Origin of the sequence: Nonomuraea terrae (assembly GCF_044465245.1) — a bacterium.
GTDB classification, from domain to species: Bacteria; Actinomycetota; Actinomycetes; order Streptosporangiales; family Streptosporangiaceae; genus Nonomuraea; species Nonomuraea terrae.
The window spans coordinates 893561-908357 of sequence record NZ_JBITLL010000006.1 but is presented as its reverse complement, the minus strand read 5'-3'; the positions used below and the strand labels follow the sequence as shown (position 1 = coordinate 908357).

Genomic DNA, 14797 nt, shown 5'->3' with positions numbered 1-14797 from the left:
AAGGAGGGGATGAGGTGTGCTCACCCCCTCCGGGAATCAGCCGGCGGCCGGTGCTGGGTGATCAAGCCCGTCGAGATGGTCGTAGACGGCCAGTCCGATGTTCTGCACGATCGGGTTGCCGATCCGCTGAGCCTCGTTGTAGCTGGTCGTCGTGGTCACCTCGGTGAGCACGACGACGGCGGTCTCATGCCCGGGGACCAGGAAATAGCCCACATCGTGGGTGACGTTGCCGGTCTCTCCGGTCTTGTGAGCGATCGGCTTGCCGGCCAGGACCGCCCCGAACTTGCTGTCGACCTCCTGGTGCAGCATCCAGTCCGCGATCTGGTCCGTGGACCTGCGCGAAAGGAGCCGGCCGGAGTACGTCGCCTTGAGCAGTGCGAGGGTATCCGCGGCATCGATGACATTCGTCGGAGCGGTGATGAGATCGCCTGGGAACATCTGCCGGTTGAACTTCATCGTCTTCAGCCCGAGATCGTCCAGCAGCGCCTGAACCGTCGGTATCCCGACGTAGTACAGCAGGACGTTCGTGGCGGTGTTGTCGCTGACGACCACCATCCGGCGCGCGAGTTCACGCACTGTGGTGTTGAACGGCATCTGCTCGTTCTGGATGGTGCCGCTTCCCCCCACGACCATGTACGGCGAGACCGTCACCGGGGCGTCGAGCGAGATGAGGCCGCGGTCGACCTGTCGCATCAGGGTGGCCAGCAGGGAAAGCTTGATGACGCTGGCCGGGTTGTAGGAGGCCACCGAGCCGAGGATCGCGCTCTGGCCGTTGGGACGGCTCAGGTCCGCCAGACCGACCGAGACCTGGACGCCATGTTCCGCGGCATCGTCGACGAGCGGCCGCACGATGCCGGTCAGCTGCTTGAGGTCCGTCTTCCGCGGATCAGCGGTCGCCGGGGAGACGAACAGACCCACGCAGACCGTCAGCACGGCGGCGACGATCGCCGCGCGACGTAGACGCAGGCCCATAAATGTCTTTCCGGCCTCTTGATGGCGAACGTCTGTGTGTCTGGACCTGCGCTGCACGAAAACCGTCCTTCGAACATCTGGATTGAAGGCAACAGAAAGCACGGAAGTGGCATGTCCTAAAATGCCGAATCAGACGCTATGATCACGGCATTTCAGCATTTTTTCCGAAATGTAAATGTCTGGTTTTCGGGGTGCCGTACAAGAAAAAACCGCGTGGCTCCTCAAGGCGCCGCGGAACCACCGGCTCCACGCCCGTTACGTCCTGGCCCTCGACCTCGGCCTGCGGCGAGCACCCGGCGACCGGTCGCTGGTCACGACCCGCGCTGCCGCCGGACGTGCTGTAACGCCGGATGGGGACCTGCTCCCGAGCGTGAGGACGACCTGAGGGAGTATGCGAAGATGCGTTTTTCGATCAACATCCCGAACTTCGGGGACTTCGCGGACGCCAGGACCGTGGCATCGGTGGCCGTGGCGGCGGAACGTGCGGGCTGGGACGCGTTGTTCGTGTGGGACCACCTCGTGCATCGCAAGCAGTTCCGCCGCACCTTCGGCGATCCATGGATGCTGCTGACCGCCGCGGCGCTGGCCACCTCGCGGATCCGGCTGGGCACGCTGATCACCCCGGTCGCCCGTCGCCGTCCTCAGCAACTGGCCCGCCAGGTGGCCACCCTCGACGCGCTCAGCGGTGGGAGGGTGATCTTCGGGGCGGGTCTGGGCGCGCCGATCGACGACGAGTTCGGCAGTTTCGGAGAGCCGACCGACCCGGTCGTGATCGCCGAACGCCTGGACGAGGGGCTGGACCTGCTGCGGCGCTACTGGTCGGGCGAGCCGGTGAACCATGAGGGCCCGCACTTCCAGGTGCGTGACGTGACCCTGCTGCCCGCCACGGTGCAACGCCCCCACCCGCCGGTCTGGATCGCGGGGTACTGGCCGCGTCAACGTCCGATGCGCCGAGCCGCCCGCTGGGACGGCGCGGTGCCGCTGTTCGCCTCCGCCACACACGGGGAGGCCCCGCCCGCCGACGAGGTCCGCGACCTGGCCGCCTTCGTCCACCGGCATCGCGATCCCAGCCGAGACACCCCCTTCGAGATCGTCGTCGGCGGCGCGAGCCCCGCCGACCCCGCCGGGGCGCGCGACGTGATCGGCCCGCTGGCCGACGCCGGCGCGACCTGGTGGGACGAACGGCAGCACATCCGCGGTGAAGACCTCGACAAGCTCGCGCCGGTACTACGCCGTATCGAACAAGGCCCACCGACCGTGTAGCCACGGCGCGTCGCACCTGAACGGCGAGCCAGCCGCCTCCGCTCACCCGTCACACCGCCGCGACTCCCGTGAGCTCCTATGCTCCGGAGCGTTGCCGCCGGGCAGGCTCCGGAATGACGGCCGACCGTTGATCTTGCCGGCTGATGGGTGATATAGGTGGATTGGTGCGATTCCAAGGTGCGGCGGTGAAAGCCCGCCGGTTCCGCTGATCGTGGCGGGACGACTCGGTGTGATTCCGGGCCACGCGGTGACACCCCGCCACCTCTCGGGCCCACTCACGGCCCCTGACTCGTTCGTGCGGAGAGGACCGTCCTCCCGCTTTCGAGAGGTGGTGTCGCATGTTCACCGGACACATCCAGGAAGTCGGAACGGTGGTGGCCGTCGACCAGGCATGGATCGCGGTCAGAGCGCCCAAGGCCGCCGCGAGCGCACTGAGCTCGATCTGCCTGAACGGCGTCGGGCTGACGGTCGTTCGAGCCGAGCACGAGACGGACGTCCTGGAAGCCGGGCTTTCCGCCGAGACCCGTCGCCGATCGACCCTCGACGAGATCCAGCCCGGCACGCGGGTCAACGTGGAAGCGCCGCTGACCCTGGGCGACCCGCTGGGCGGTCACCTGGTCCAGGGCAACGTGGACGCCGTGGGCAAGGTCATGCGAGTCGACGACGACGGCACCGCACGGCGGTTGTGGATCAAGCCGCCGGAGCGGTTTCTCCCCCTGGTCGTCCCCAAGGGCCGGATCGCGGTCGACGGCGTCAGCCTGACCATCGCCGAGGTGTCCCGCGACCGGTTCTCCGTAGCCCTGATCCCCGCGACGTTGCAGGCCACCGCGCTGTCGGAGCTGTCGGCCGGCGATCGGGTCAACCTGGAGCCCGATCTGCTCACCCGGCTGGTGCGGCGCCGGCCGTCCGACCCGGGGCGGGCAGTGAGCGAGGTGGTCGCGGCGCTGCCGTGGGCGGGACGGGTCTCGGGCGGGCAAGGCGTGCAGAAGGCGGTGACGCAGCTCGCGTCCGGAGGAGCCGTGGTGATCTGGGATCCCGACCGGGAGGGCGAGGGCGACGTGGTGTTCGCGGGAGCGCGGTTGCGCCCGGAGGCGTTCACCTTCCTGCTCACCCAGGTCTGCGGCCATCCGACGGTGCCGTGCGCGCCCGAGGTGCTCGACCGTCTGGAGATCGGGCCCATCCCCGGACCCGGTGATCGGCATGGCACCCGGCCGCACGTCCCGGTGGACCTGGCGGCCGGGGCCGGCACCGGGGTGTCGGCGGCCGAACGCGCCGCGACCGTACGCCGCCTGGCCCACCCGGACTCCAGACCCGCCGACTTCCTCCGGCCCGGACATGTCTTCCCACTGGCGGCACGCCCTGGAGGTCTCTCCGAGCGCGCCGGTCATACCGAGGCCACCGTCGCCATGTGCGTGGCCGCGGGGTTGGCGCCCGTCGGGGTGTGCTGCGAGGTCATGAACCCCGACGGGACCATGGCGAGGGCCGCCGACCTGGAGGTCGCCGCCCTGCGCTGGGGCCTGCCGCTCCTCGACGTCGACGACCTCAGGAAGCACCTGTGATCAGAGCGGGCCGCGACCTCCACGAGAGGTCCCACTCCTGACACGAGATCACGAAGCGTCCTGGCCCAACGGCTGAGGCCGGCGTGGTCGTGACGGTGGCGGTGTGCGTCAAGTCGCTGTGGTGTCGATCACTGGTCTGTCGACCGCGCTCTGATCGTTCTAGGTGGTGGGCGTAGGTAGGCTGGTAGCGCACCCTTCACGGGTAGGGGTGCGTGTGCTGATCGGGCTGTTGAGGCTCGCGTGTCTGGGCAGGACGGAAGAGCGTGGGCGTCGATATGCGGGAAGAGTCGGACGTCGACCACGTGGCGGGTGAGGCGCGGCCGAAGAAGCTGCTGTTGCGTGCGCTTGCGGGCGAGCGCACCGAGCGACCACCGATCTGGCTCATGCGGCAGGCCGGACGCTATCTGCCGGAGTACCACGACGTCCGCGAGGCTGCGGGCGGGATGGTAGGGCTGTGCAATTCACCCGAGCATGCGGTCGAGGTCACCTTGCAGCCGCTCCGCCGCTTCACGCTCGACGCCGCGATCCTGTTCGCGGATCTTCCCCAGATCGCGGCGGCGTTGGGGCAGACCTTGGAGTACCGGGTCGGTGACGGTCCCGTCCTCACACCCCCGATCCGTTCGACTTCGGACATCACCGAGTTCTTGAGCGCGTCCCGCTTGCACGAAGAACTGGCCCCGATCTATGAGACCGTCAGACAACTCACTCGCGCATTGCCTGACGAGGTCACGTTGATCGGCTATGCCGGTGCGCCGTGGACGGTCGCGACTTACATGGTCGAAGGGCGCGGCGGCGGCTCAGAGCACTCCATCGTCAAGCAGTGGGCGCTGAGCGATCCGGCGGGTTTCCAACCCCTGATCGACCTGCTCACAGCGGCCATCATCGAGTTCTTGGACCGTCAGATTCGGGCGGGTGCCGAAGCGATCCAGCTCTTCGAGAGCTGGGCCGGAATACTCCCCGACCCGCTGTTCCAGCGTTGGTGCGTCACGCCGGTTGCCACCATCGTCGCGGCGCTGAAGGCGAAGCATCCGAGTGTTCCCATCATCGCCTTTCCGCGCGGCGCGGGGCTTGCCTACAACGGCTTCGCCGAGGCGACCGGCGTGGACTGCGTCGGGCTCGACTCGACAGTACCTGTGGAGTGGGCCGCGCAGAAGGTGCAGCACGAGCTCGGCCGGTGCGTGCAGGGCAACCTCGACCCCCAGCTCCTGGTCGCGGGCGGGCCCGCACTCCACGCGGAAACAGACCGCATCCTGAACGCGCTCGGTGGCGGCCCGTTCGTGTTCAATCTCGGACACGGAATCGTCAAGACCACACCCCCCGAGCATGTGGCCGCTCTCGCCCAGCAGGTACGGTCCTGGTCCGCAGCTTTGACGCAACAGAGAGCCTGAACGCGTCGGCGTCGGCTCGTGCGCTCCGCCTACCGGAGGCCTAGCCCGGGGCTGAGATCTCCGCACGTCGTGCCCGCACGTAGACCCGCACCGTCGGATGGCCCACCTCGGCACCGTCAGAGCGACAACCCTGGGCAGGCTGAGACTGACAAGGCCGACCAGAGCCGCCACGGCGCGCTTCTCACTTTCGCTTCCGCTCTGGCAACGGTGTGGATCTCGTCGGCCGTGAACGCAGCGGCAGGCAGCGGCCGACGTCGAGGTAACCCGCCGACTCCAGGCGCTACCGATCTTGGTTACGGTGCATCCGGTCCACGTCGTGGCTGGGGGCAACGCCGAAGATCCTGCGATACTCGCGGCTGAACTGTGAGGGACTGCTGTAGCCGACGGTGTAGGCGGCCGTGGCAGCATCGTAGTCGTGGCTGATCATGAGCCGTCGTGCTGCGTAGAGCCGGATTTGCTTCTGGTACTGCAGCGGGGTCATCGAGGCGATGGTCTTGAAATGGTGGTGCAGCGAGGACGGGCTCATGTGGACGTGCCGGGCGAGTTCGGCGATCCGCAGGGGTTCGGTGTAGTGCTCACGGATCCACGTGATCGCCTGGGCGATCTTGTGTGTCTGGCTCTCGGCGAGGACGAGATGACGGAGCCGCATGCCCTGTTCACTGGTCAGTAGCCGGTACAGGAGCTCTTGTTCGATCAGCGGGGCGAGGAACGGGATGTCGGCGGGGGTGTCGAGCAGGCGCACGAGCCGCAGGACCACGTCGAAGAGCGGAGCGGACAAGGCGCAGACGGAGATGGCCGCACCCCCGGGGATCGACCTGGGCGGAGGGAGCCGCATGTCGGCCATCAGGTCGGCCATGCGCTGCAGGTGGAGCTCGTACGCGATGCTCAGGTACGGCCGGTCGGGAGTGGCTTCGGTGACCGTACTGATGAGAGGCAGGTCCATGGCGGTGATCAGGCCGTGGGTACCGCCGTAGGAGTAGGTGCGCTCACCCAGGACGACCTGCTTGCTCCCCTGAGTCGGCAGCACCAATTGGGCCTTGGCGACGTCGCACTCCGGCTCTGTGGGTGAGGAGTACCGGTACAGCGACATTCCCGGGATGGTCGTGTGCAGCTTGCCGTTGGAAGAGGTCAGCTTGCCGATCAGGGTGGTGAGCTCATCGCGGGCATGTTCCAGCCGTGCGCTGGGCGGTAGCGGCATTGGCGTCATGGTGTATCCCGACAGCGGGTGTCACGTGTGCAGGATTTCCAAAGGGCGTTGTAAACACCAGCCTAGGCGCTGGATTCGGCAGGCACTCGGCCGGGCTGCCCGTTCCACGGGTCCCGTCTGCAGGATCGTGCATGATTCTCGGAGCATCTTGCTAGGACGCGCGGTGCTTGGCCGCCTAGCATCGACAAAGCAAGCCGCCGTTCTCGGCAGGCAGCTTGGACGACAGCCGCGCACCTCAAGCGCTGCCGCTTCCCCGCGAACACATCGCGGGTGCGGCGCTCGTCTGGGGGCGCCGAGCCTTCCGTCCGGGCGTGCCCGCCGGCGTTCGGGACGGCGTAGTGGCATCCACCGTCAAGCTGGTCTTTCCCCAGCTTCCCCATGGCGCACAAAGCTCACGCGAGTGACTCAGAGCCATATTTGACGAATGTGTCAGATATGGCCGAGTAGATCAGAATGGGGAGACTGGGGCATGGACAAGCATGATCAGCCGCAGTCGCTGCAGCTTGCGACGCACTCCGCAGCTTGGGGCGCCGTGCTGGCCTTGCGGGGAAGTTTGGACTACGAAACTTCGGCACGGCTAGGGGTGGCGCTTGAGCGGATGCTCGGAGAGCACGATCTGTCCACTGTTGTACTGGATCTGTCGGAGCTCGAGTTCTGCGACTCTTCCGGTATAGGCGCGCTGGCGATAGCGTGGAAGCGGATGCGCAGGGATGGCCGCCACCTGGCTTTGGCCGGTGCTCATGGACTGTGCGGACGGGCCCTGCAACGGACGGGCCTCCACCAGATCTTCGCGCAGTACCCCACGTTGGCGGAGGCCGATGCCGCACTGTCTGCGAGACGGTGACGACGGCAGAAGGCAGATCCATGCGTCCCTGCCGATGTCCCTGATGGGCGGCACGCCCGGACGGCGCGGCGACGTCATCGAGCACGCAACGGGCCCGGAGCCCTGAACAGCCGTGAGGGAGATCAGAGGCCCAGGCCCACTGGGGCATTACACCTTGCTGCCGGTCAACTGTTCGCTCAGGTTCCACAGGCGGTCGGCGAGTTGCGGGTCGACGGCGTAGGACATCACCCCGACGGGTGTCTCCACCCGACCCGTCATCACGTCGATGCTCTCGTCGTGTGACGTGAGCAGCGGGGAGATCTCGTTGTTCTCGCAGTAGACGCCGCCCATGCCGTCGAGTTGCGGCGCGGTGGCGCACCAGAGGGTGGTCGACGCCCCCTGCTCGGCGGTCTTGCGGCCCGACTGCGGGTCGATGACGCGGTTGCCGTGCTCGTCGACGAGGCCATTCGCTCGCAGATACTCCGGCGTGGTCCACGGGCTGAGGTTGGTGCCGATGATGAGGCCCGGGTGCAGGGAGAAGCCGCGGATGTCGTCGGCCTCGCCGCGCTGGTCCAGCCCGACCGCGAACAGGATGTTGGCCGTCTTCGACTGGCCGTAGCCCAGCCAGCCGTCGTACTCGCGTCGTTCGAAGTTCGGGTCGTCGAAGACCACGGGCGAGAGGTGGTGTGCCCAGGCCGAGACCGTGACCACCCGCGCGCCCTTGGCCCGGCGCAGGGCGGGCCAAAGCCGCGTGGTGAGTTGGAAGTGTCCCAGGTGGTTCGTGGCGAACTGCGCCTCGTACCCTCGGGCGTCCCGGGTCAGCGGTACGTTCTGGATCCCCGCGTTGTTGACCAGGATGTGCAGCGGCCGCCCGGTGGCGAGGAACCTATCGGCGAACGCGTCGATCGAGGCCGGATCCATCAGGTCCAACTGGTCGATCTCGACGCCGTCGATCCCCGCGAGCATGTCGCGGGCCCGGCCTGGGGAGCGTACCGGAACGACGACGGTGGCGCCGGCAGAGCGCAGGGCACGGGTGGTCTCCAGACCGAGGCCGGAGTGGCCGCCGGTGACGATTGCGGTTCTGCCCGAGAGGTCCATCCCCTTGATGACGTCGGCAGCGGTGGACGCGGCGTCGAAACCCGAGCCGATCGGTTGTTGTGGACTGGGCATGTCAGATTTCTCCTTGAAAAAGCTGCTGCGGACCGCGTCTGCCTCGCGCCTCTCGGGCGATGCATGCGCGCTCGTCACGTTTCTGTTCGGCGCGGGTCGCCGTCATGGTCGCGTTCACGCCACCACACGGCCCCGGTCACGGAGAGACGGTGCAGACGTCACGACATCGCTGTCGAGCGGCTGAGCGTCTCCCACGTGACCATGTCGGCCAGCAGGGACTCGTGGTGGGCCCGCAGCGCATCGACCGCGTCGCCGCCGAGTACGAGGCGGAGCGGCGGGTTCTCGGCGTCGAGCACCTTGATGATGGCAGCGGCGGCCTTCGCGGGGTCACCTGGTTCTTTGCCCGCGGTAGCCGCGACCATCTGCCGGAGACCCCCCGAGGTCGCCTGGTAGGCCGGGTTCTCGGGGGCCAGAACCATGTTGTCGGTGATCTTGGTGCGGAACATGCCCGGCTCCACCAGCAGTACCCGAACGCCCAGGGGTGCCAGTTCACTCGACAGCGCCTCGCTGAAAGCCTCGAGCGCGTGCTTCGCGGCGTCGTAGCCGGCCAGCCCCGGGTAGGTCATCCGGCCGCCCAGCGAGCTCATCTGCACGATCGTCCCGCTGCCCTGCTCGCGCATCAGGGGGACGATCGCCTTGGTGACCTCCGCGGCACCGAAGAAATTGACCTCCATCAGCGAGCGCAGCTGCTCCATCGAGGTTTCCTCGACGGCCCCGATCATGGTGAACCCGGCGTTGTTCACCAGGACGTCGATGCGACCGAACACAGCCAGCGTCGCCTGTGCCGCGGCCTGGACGGATGCCGGGTCCGTGACGTCCAGTGCCGCCGTGCTGACCCGGTCGCCGCCGATCTCCGCAAGGTCGGCGAGCGTCTCCGGGCGGCGTGCGGTGGCCATGACCCGGTCGCCGGCGGCCAGCGCGGCCAGCGCGACCTCCCGGCCGAACCCGGTCGAGCAGCCCGTGATCAACCAGACGCGGCCCTGCGTTTCGTTCGTCATCCCCATGCCCTTCAACGTGGTGTTTGCCGAGGTCAATGGTGGTTGGGAACGCCAAAGCCGTCCAACACCTACTACCTGTCGCGGTTGTAGGATTTTCTTGTGACCCCTGATCTTCGGCAGCTGAGGTATTTCGTCGCCGTCGCCGAGGAATCCAGTTACACACGTGCTGCCGAGCGACTCATGATCAGCCAGCAGTCCCTGTCCCAGCAGATCGCCCTGCTGGAACGCATGCTCGGTGCGAAGCTGTTCGACCGCGACACCCGCGGCACCAGCCTGACCGCTGTCGGTGTGCTGTTCCTCCCCGAGGCCCGTGCGGTGCTGAAGCGAGCCGACGAAGCCATCGACGTCGTGGCACGAGCCGTGCGTGGCGAGGTCGGCAGCCTCCGCCTCGCCTTCCTCGCCACCACCACGAACTACCTGCTTCCCCCGGTGGTTCGTGCCGTCCGGCAACGACTGCCGGGAATCAGGCTGACGACGGAGGAGACAACGATCGCACCTCTGGTCGAAGGCGTACTCAAAGGCCGCTACGACGTCGCGTTCACCCGGCCTCCGCTGGTGGCCGGTCTGGAGACCAGGACGCTGATCAGCGAGCCGGTATGCGCCGTCCTGCCCGAGGAGCATCCGCTCGCCGGACGATCCGAGCTGACGCTGGGTGAGCTGGCCGGCGAACGGTGGGTGCTGACCCCGCGGAGCTCATGGGAGCCTTGGCACCAGGCGTTCGACCATTCCTTCCGTACGGCGGGATTCACCCCTGACGTGGTCCAGCGGGACACGAGCGTGCAAGGGCTTCTCGGCCTTGTGGCGGCCGGTGTCGGGATAACCCGGCTCGCCAGGTCCGCGAGCAGTCTCCGGCGCACCGGTGTGGTGTTCGTACCGCTGACCGGTGAGTTCGTGCCCACCGCGATGGTCTGGTTGTCCGGCGACACCTCACCCGCGTTGCGCGGTCTGCTGGACGTGGTCACCGAACTGGCCGCTTCCACCGACCTCACCGAGTTCGGCTGACCCCCACGCCGCACCTGCCCGAACCAGGGGCGGAGCCGGCGACAGGCGCAAAGGGTGAGGTGCTCCGAGCGCGGCAATAGCTCACAGGATCGGGCTGTGACCGTTGCAGGCAACTCATGTTGGACGGAGCAAGCCGTGCCCCGACACAATTGCCCTTGTCAACCACTGTGCTGACGAGATGCGCTGCCGGCGGCGGCCGGGCCACGTTCGCCTTCCGCATCACCGACCCCGACAACGGGACGAGCGCGGCTGCTCCGTAGCGACTACCCGGCCGCAGCGGACGGGCATCGAACACGCTCGACCCCGGGTGCCGCCCTGGCCGCCCGCCCACGAGCTGCCACAGGGCTCGCACTACCGCGACTGCGCAGGTGGATGCGGCCCCGCCCCACTGTGCCGCCGATAGCGGCTTTCTGCGACTCGGCGCCATCCGACAAGGAACTTTTTCATGACCGTGCTCATCACCACACCGTTCAACGCTGACAGCACCGCTGCCGACGTTGTCGCCGGCCGAGACCTGTCCGGGCAGCGAGCCATCGTCACCGGAGCGTCCTCGGGGATCGGCATCGAAATCGCCCGGGCACTGGCCTCAGCCGGAGCGGAGGTGACCTTGGCTGTGCGCGATACCGGTGCCGGCGATCAGGTCGCCCGGGACATCGCGGCGAGCACCGGCAACGCGACGGTCCGCGTCGCGCGCCTGGACCTGTCCGACCTCGGATCGGTGGGCGCGTTGGTCGCGGCCTGGAGCGGCCCCCTGCACATCCTGGTCAACAACGCCGGCGTGTGCTTCCCGCCCGAGACGCACAATGCCCAGGGCCTGGAGACACAGTTCGCCGTCAACCACCTGGGGCACTTCGCGCTCACCACCGGCTTGCACCCGGCGCTCGCTGCTGCCGGACGCGCGCGATTGGTCACCCTCAGCTCGGATGCCCACATTTACGGACCCGTCGACTTCGACGACCTCAACTTCCGCGAGCGGCCGTACGATCCAGCCGTCGCCTACGGCCAGTCCAAGACCGCCACCGCGCTGTTCGCCGTCGAGGCCCAGCGGCGCTGGTCCGCCGACGGTGTCACCGCCAACACCGTGCACCCCGGGCCGATCAAGACCAACCTCGACCGGCACCTGAGCGCTGATGCCCAGGCCGCGCTGCCCGACTTCGACTACCGGACGGCCGAGCAGGGCGCGGCCACCCCGACCCTTCTGGCCACCTGGCCCCACCTGGAAGGCAAGGGCGGAATGTACTTCGAGAACTGCAACCAGGCCGTACGCAACGAGCCCGGGCAGAGCACCGGAGTCGCAGACCACGCACTGGACCCCGAGGCGGCCGAGCGCCTGTGGCACGTATCCCTCGACCTGCTCGCCGCCGCCCGCTGAGCCAGGGACGACAACGCCGCGCGCTCGCAGAGATCACGGCCCAGGTCCGCTGACAGACATCCGGACACCCCCACCCACCTCAGCGACCACGACGTCATCCAGGAGCATGTCGAGGCGGGGCCGCGTCCCGCCTCGACCTCAGCCGCGCGTGCGGATCAGCATGACGAGCCCGGCGACGAACGACCCGAGCAGGACCGGCGACACGACCGCGAGGCCGCCCCACACGACGAGGCCGAGATAGCCGAGCGCGGACGAACTGTGCGTCGGGTCGGCGTCAGCGGCCGCGAACAGCCCCAGGCCGAGGACGACACCGGCCACCGTGAGCGCGATCGGCGTCCACAGGAGCACGTGGGCCCACAAACGGTACCTCCGACTGTAGACACGCCGGGCCGACCGCACGTCCGGCTGTGGCGGATACCCGACGGATTCGCTCATGCCCCATTTGTACCAGCCCGCATGGTCCCCACACCGGACAAGACGCCCATCCTCCGCCTCCCATCGCCGCATCACGGGCGAGCCGCACCGCCCCGTCAGTCCTTCCTGCGGTCCCAGGGGCCCCCGATCCAGCCGTCGAAGGACGGGATCAGTGCCACGAGTGCGGCCCCGAGCCGCCAGTCCAGCTCCGGTGCGTACAGATGCACCGTGTCCCCGGCCGACCTGAACTCCAGCGGGAGCTGTCCGCCGGAGCGCCACTTGATGCGGCGGGGGCCGCGCGGGTAGTCGCCGCCGCCGTTGAACAGGGCGGCCACGAGGATGATCGGCAGCAGGGGCGAGCAGAGCCACCACACGCACCACCAGAAGAGCCGGCCCTTGTATCCCACCGCGTCCGGACTGCCGGCCCGGCTCACCGTCCAGCGTGTGCGCAGTCCCCCGCTGAACGCCTTGTCGCGGGTGAACATACCGAGCAGTTCGCCCTGCGGGCCGAGCACCTGGAACTGTGCCCGCCCGCTGCCCGCGGAGACGGTGACCAGGGTGGCGACCCGCGCCTGGCGGTGCTCGTCCGCCCACAGGACGAAGGAGCGGGCTCCCGTCTTCCGGGCCGCGAGGTAGGCGGATATGCCGTTGGGCGGCAACTCACGTTCCACATAAGCGACCGGCCGCGAAGTTCCCGGTCCGTCGGAGAAGCTGATCAGGCAGTCGAGCTGCCCGCCAGGCGCGGTCCTCAGTCGCCGCAGCGCTTGTAAGTTGAGAGTACGGGTCACCCGACGGGCTCCTTCACGCGTGTCTGTGTCGAACGATCAGCACGAAGGTACGCCCACGCGTTCCCAGTTCCCTCATCCGTCCGCGCCCGTCCAGGGAGAACGCGTCGGTGATGCAGGAGTCCAGTCCTGCGCGCCACCGGTCCACGCGTTCACGTGAGCGCCGGAGTCTGCGATCGTCACGGCATCAGCCCGAACGCTTCATCACGGGTGAGAACGCGATCACTGTCCACAACCGTCTCGCATCTGACCGAGGGGCACACGCTGCTGCGCACCCTGCCCAACCCGCCCACCAGCGACGAGAGGGCCCGCCTTCGGGATGTCCGCCCTGCCGGCCCGGAACCCCAACCAGCCGCCGAGCCGGTCCGGGTGCAGCGGCGGGTCAGCAGCCGCGGCCAGCTCTCCATCGCCGGCCAGCGCATCCGTGTCGGTATCGCCCATGCTGGAGCGACCGTGACCATCGAGGACACCGACGGAACCTTCCGCATCACCCACGCCGGCTGCCAGATCATCGCCGAGGTCGCCCGCACCACCACGAAGCCGATCGCCCGGTTCAAAGTTCGAAAGCCGCAGCTTCCGCTGCTCGGCATTCGCAGAACGTCTTCTACTGAAGATCGCTTCGGACACGAATGTCAGGGCGCTGGCGTACCGTCCACCCGTGATCTCTTATGTGACCGGCGACGCGACCCATCCCCACGGTCAGGGACCAAAGGTCATCGGCCACTTAATGCCTCCCAGGATCACCGCCTCGGCGCGCTCTACGTCCTGGCCGTCTGCCTCGGGTTGCGACGCGGCGAGCTTCTCGGGCTCCGTTGGCAGGACGTCGACTTGGAGGCCGGCACCTTGGAAGTGGCCAGACCCTCCAACGAGTCGGCGGTCGCCTCCAGTTCGTCCGGCCCAAGACAGACGACTCGGCTCGGACGGTGCCGCTCCCCTCGGTCTGCCTCAGCGCTCTCAAGGAGCACCGAAAGCGACAATGCATAGAACGGTCCGACCGTTACCCGGGCTGGGAAGATCACGGGCTCGTCTTCCCCTCACGCCGCGGCACACCCATGGAGCCTGACAACCTACGACGTAGCTGGAGCGAGATCCGGAAAGCGGCCGGACTGGGCTCGGTCCGTCTCCACGACCTACGTCACACCTGTGTGAGGCTCCTGCTCGACATGGGCATACCACCTCACATCGTTCGAGAGATCGTCGGCCATTCCGACATCGAGGTCACCATGACGATCTACGCGCACGCCTCCCTCGACGAGAAGCGCAGAGCCCTCGGCAAGCTGGGCGAAGCACTGAGCTGACGCGACCGCTCCACACGGCGAAGCGCTCCAGGGGTCCTGGAGCGCTTCTCCACGTTCCCTAGTAGAGCCACTTCTCGCTGTGGCGGTGCCTCGTAGGCTCCGGTTCCTCGACCCGTAGCAGAGTCAACCTAACGCGTTGCCGAGCCTTCCGTTCGGCGATGCTCGTGTCTTTGCCGATGCCCTTGTAGGACCCGCCCGCGTCATGCCTGTGGCGGCGGCCATCCTGCTCTTGTATGCGCAGCGGCATCGTATTGTCGGTCCGGCTCACGGCATGGATTCTGCAACCCTCAGGACCTGACCGCCACGGCTACTGTCGTCAGCGTTGTCGTCAGAGCAACAAAAACGCCCCGGAGCGGTAATCGCTACGGGGCATCTTGGCTGTTCAAAGCTGGTGGTCAGGGGCAGGGTCGAACTGCCGACCTTCCGCTTTTCAGGCGGACGCTCGTACCAACTGAGCTACCTGACCCAGAGCGGTCCTGACGGGACTTGAACCCGCGACCTCCACCTTGACAGGGTGGCGAGCACTCCAAACTGCTCTACAGGACC

General features: G+C 67.7%; 14 protein-coding genes and 2 tRNA genes. 7 read left to right on the top strand and 9 right to left on the bottom strand.

Annotated elements, in window-relative coordinates; all coding sequences use genetic code 11:
* Window positions 1–36: 36 nt before the first annotated feature.
* On the bottom strand, window positions 37–1029 hold the full coding sequence (locus ACIBP6_RS33645; RefSeq protein WP_397057848.1) for a serine hydrolase: 993 nt from the start codon (window positions 1027–1029) through the stop codon (window positions 37–39).
* Between the two features lie 342 nt (window positions 1030–1371).
* On the opposite strand from ACIBP6_RS33645, the gene ACIBP6_RS33640 reads away from it, so the two are divergent.
* The 3 genes from ACIBP6_RS33640 (at window position 1372) to hemE (ending at window position 5182) form a co-directional block, all read left to right on the top strand.
* Window positions 1372–2235, top strand: a complete 864-nt coding sequence (locus ACIBP6_RS33640) for an LLM class flavin-dependent oxidoreductase (protein WP_397057847.1) — start codon at window positions 1372–1374, stop codon at window positions 2233–2235.
* Window positions 2236–2573: 338 nt separating this feature from the next.
* Complete coding sequence (locus ACIBP6_RS33635; RefSeq protein ID WP_397057846.1) at window positions 2574–3794, top strand: riboflavin synthase; 1221 nt, start codon at window positions 2574–2576, stop codon at window positions 3792–3794.
* 263 nt (window positions 3795–4057) lie between these two features.
* Complete coding sequence (gene hemE, locus ACIBP6_RS33630; protein ID WP_397057845.1) at window positions 4058–5182, top strand: uroporphyrinogen decarboxylase; 1125 nt, start codon at window positions 4058–4060, stop codon at window positions 5180–5182.
* 280 nt (window positions 5183–5462) lie between these two features.
* Here the strand turns inward: hemE and ACIBP6_RS33625 are convergent, their stop codons facing one another.
* Window positions 5463–6380 carry an AraC family transcriptional regulator gene (locus ACIBP6_RS33625; RefSeq protein ID WP_397057844.1) on the bottom strand — a complete coding sequence of 306 codons (918 nt, stop codon included), beginning with the start codon at window positions 6378–6380 and terminating at the stop codon, window positions 5463–5465.
* 478 nt (window positions 6381–6858) lie between these two features.
* Between ACIBP6_RS33625 and ACIBP6_RS33620 the strand changes: the two genes are divergently transcribed.
* On the top strand, window positions 6859–7233 hold the full coding sequence (locus tag ACIBP6_RS33620) for an STAS domain-containing protein (RefSeq protein ID WP_397057843.1): 375 nt from the start codon (window positions 6859–6861) through the stop codon (window positions 7231–7233).
* A gap of 147 nt (window positions 7234–7380) precedes the next feature.
* On the opposite strand, the gene ACIBP6_RS33615 is transcribed toward ACIBP6_RS33620, so the two are convergent.
* Window positions 7381–8382: an SDR family NAD(P)-dependent oxidoreductase gene (locus ACIBP6_RS33615; RefSeq protein ID WP_397057842.1), complete on the bottom strand. Its 1002-nt coding sequence runs from the start codon at window positions 8380–8382 to the stop codon at window positions 7381–7383.
* Window positions 8383–8540: 158 nt separating this feature from the next.
* A complete protein-coding gene (locus ACIBP6_RS33610; RefSeq protein WP_397057841.1) occupies window positions 8541–9380 on the bottom strand; it encodes an oxidoreductase in 840 nt (279 codons plus the stop codon).
* Between the two features lie 99 nt (window positions 9381–9479).
* On the opposite strand from ACIBP6_RS33610, the gene ACIBP6_RS33605 reads away from it, so the two are divergent.
* Together ACIBP6_RS33605 and ACIBP6_RS33600 are read left to right on the top strand one after the other, a co-directional pair.
* Window positions 9480–10382 (top strand): LysR family transcriptional regulator, encoded by a 903-nt coding sequence (locus ACIBP6_RS33605; protein WP_397057840.1) that lies wholly within the window; start codon window positions 9480–9482, stop codon window positions 10380–10382.
* A 445-nt stretch (window positions 10383–10827) separates the two neighbouring features.
* A complete protein-coding gene (locus tag ACIBP6_RS33600) occupies window positions 10828–11754 on the top strand; it encodes an SDR family NAD(P)-dependent oxidoreductase (RefSeq protein WP_397057839.1) in 927 nt (308 codons plus the stop codon).
* A gap of 138 nt (window positions 11755–11892) precedes the next feature.
* On the opposite strand, the gene ACIBP6_RS33595 is transcribed toward ACIBP6_RS33600, so the two are convergent.
* The 3 genes from ACIBP6_RS33595 to ACIBP6_RS33585 form a co-directional block, all read right to left on the bottom strand.
* Complete coding sequence (locus ACIBP6_RS33595) at window positions 11893–12189, bottom strand: hypothetical protein (RefSeq protein WP_397057838.1); 297 nt, start codon at window positions 12187–12189, stop codon at window positions 11893–11895.
* Between the two features lie 95 nt (window positions 12190–12284).
* On the bottom strand, window positions 12285–12956 hold the full coding sequence (locus ACIBP6_RS33590) for a hypothetical protein (RefSeq protein WP_397057837.1): 672 nt from the start codon (window positions 12954–12956) through the stop codon (window positions 12285–12287).
* Between the two features lie 219 nt (window positions 12957–13175).
* Window positions 13176–13580, bottom strand: coding sequence for a hypothetical protein (locus ACIBP6_RS33585; protein WP_397057836.1), 405 nt, complete (start codon window positions 13578–13580; stop codon window positions 13176–13178).
* A 296-nt stretch (window positions 13581–13876) separates the two neighbouring features.
* Here ACIBP6_RS33585 and ACIBP6_RS33580 point away from each other — a divergent pair, with 296 nt between their 5' ends.
* Window positions 13877–14251, top strand: coding sequence for a tyrosine-type recombinase/integrase (locus ACIBP6_RS33580; RefSeq protein WP_397057835.1), 375 nt, complete (start codon window positions 13877–13879; stop codon window positions 14249–14251).
* Window positions 14252–14640: 389 nt separating this feature from the next.
* Here the strand turns inward: ACIBP6_RS33580 and ACIBP6_RS33575 are convergent.
* Window positions 14641–14717, bottom strand: a tRNA-Phe gene (locus tag ACIBP6_RS33575).
* Between the two features lie 5 nt (window positions 14718–14722).
* A tRNA-Asp gene (locus tag ACIBP6_RS33570) sits at window positions 14723–14797 on the bottom strand.

Excerpts from the sequence above, each read along its gene's own strand:
- ACIBP6_RS33600 (WP_397057839.1), top strand. The coding sequence starts at position 10,828 with ATGACCGTGCTCATCACCACACCGTTCAACGCTGACAGCACCGCTGCC.
- ACIBP6_RS33640 (WP_397057847.1), top strand. The coding sequence starts at position 1,372 with ATGCGTTTTTCGATCAACATCCCGAACTTCGGGGACTTCGCGGACGCC.
- ACIBP6_RS33620 (WP_397057843.1), top strand. The coding sequence starts at position 6,859 with ATGGACAAGCATGATCAGCCGCAGTCGCTGCAGCTTGCGACGCACTCC.
- ACIBP6_RS33625 (WP_397057844.1), bottom strand. The coding sequence starts at position 6,380 with ATGCCGCTACCGCCCAGCGCACGGCTGGAACATGCCCGCGATGAGCTC.
- ACIBP6_RS33610 (WP_397057841.1), bottom strand. The coding sequence starts at position 9,380 with ATGACGAACGAAACGCAGGGCCGCGTCTGGTTGATCACGGGCTGCTCG.
- ACIBP6_RS33615 (WP_397057842.1), bottom strand. The coding sequence starts at position 8,382 with ATGCCCAGTCCACAACAACCGATCGGCTCGGGTTTCGACGCCGCGTCC.
- ACIBP6_RS33595 (WP_397057838.1), bottom strand. The coding sequence starts at position 12,189 with ATGAGCGAATCCGTCGGGTATCCGCCACAGCCGGACGTGCGGTCGGCC.
- ACIBP6_RS33635 (WP_397057846.1), top strand. The coding sequence starts at position 2,574 with ATGTTCACCGGACACATCCAGGAAGTCGGAACGGTGGTGGCCGTCGAC.